At 68.0% G+C, this 1,349-nt stretch carries 1 protein-coding gene; it reads left to right on the plus strand.

The features are described from left to right. Positions 1-49: 49 nt before the first annotated feature. Positions 50-1,294 (plus strand): IS256 family transposase, encoded by a 1,245-nt coding sequence (locus ACZ31C_RS32225; protein ID WP_465798507.1) that lies wholly within the window; start codon positions 50-52, stop codon positions 1,292-1,294. Positions 1,295-1,349: the final 55 nt, after the last annotated feature.

The raw sequence follows: 1,349 nt of genomic DNA on the forward strand, positions 1-1,349 counted from the left end.
CGCGCGATCCTTCGAGACGGCTAAATCCAACGAAGGAGAGTGATGCGCGATGGCCGCATCTGAGAGTGTGAACCCTGTTGACCTGCTGTGCGAGCAGATCGCGGGCGCGTCGCCGGATGTGTTGCAGGCGATGGTGAAGACGTTCGCGCAGGCGGTGATGTCCGCCGAGGCGGACGCGATCTGCGGCGCCGGCTGGGGGCAGCGCAGCGATGAGCGGGTGAACTCCCGCAACGGTTACCGGCAGCGGGAGTGGGACACCCGGGCCGGGACGATCGACTTGGCGATCCCGAAGCTGCGCCACGGCAGCTACTTTCCGGACTGGTTGCTGACGCACCGGCGGCGGGCGGAGCAGGCCCTGGTGTCGGTCGTGGCGACGTCGTATCTGCTCGGGGTGTCGACCCGGCGGGTGGAGAAACTCGTCGAGCAGCTCGGGATCCGGCAGCTGTCGAAGTCGCAGGTGTCGGAGATGGCCGCCCATTTGGACGCCCAGGTCGAGGCGTTCCGCAACCGGCCCCTCGACTCGGGGCATTACACGTTCGTGTGGATGGACGCGCTGACGATGAAGGTCCGCGAAGCGGGCCGGACCGTCAACGTCCACGCCCTGATCGCCGTTGGGGTCAACGCCGACGGCCAACGCGAGGTGTTGGGCCTGGACGTCGCCTCGGATGAGGACGGTGCCGGATGGCTGGCGTTCCTACGGTCGCTGACCGCCCGTGGCCTGACCGGCGTCCGGTTGGTCATCTCCGACGCCCACGCCGGACTCGTGGCCGCCATCGGCGCTGCCCTGCCCGGGGCATCGTGGCAGCGGTGCAGGACCCATTACCTGCGCAACCTGCTGACGAAGGTACCGAAGTCGGCGCAGCCGTGGATCGCGACCCTGGTCCGCACGATCTTCGACCAGCCCGACGCCGACGCCGTCCGGGCCCAGTTCCAGCGGGTCGTGGCCACGATCGAGGCAAAGTTCCCGGCCGCGGCCGAGCACCTCGACGCCGCCCGCGACGACCTGCTTGCCTTCACCGGGTTCCCGCGAGAGATCTGGCGCCAGATCTGGTCCAACAACCCACAGGAACGCCTGAACAAGGAAATCCGCCGCCGCACCGACGTGGTCGGGATCTTCCCGAACCGCCCAGCGATCATCCGCCTCGTCGGCGCGGTCCTGGCCGAGCAGACCGACGAGTGGACCGAAGGACGCCGCTACATGGGCCTGGAACTCCTCGCCAAAGCCCGCATGGTCACGATCAACACCGACCAACACCACACCGATCAGACCGACCCCACCCCGATCGCCGCATAACATCAAACCGGATCCCGCGATGGCCGTCTCTTACACCACTCGCGCGGACGCGACC

This window comes from Micromonospora sp. NPDC023869 (assembly GCF_055559695.1).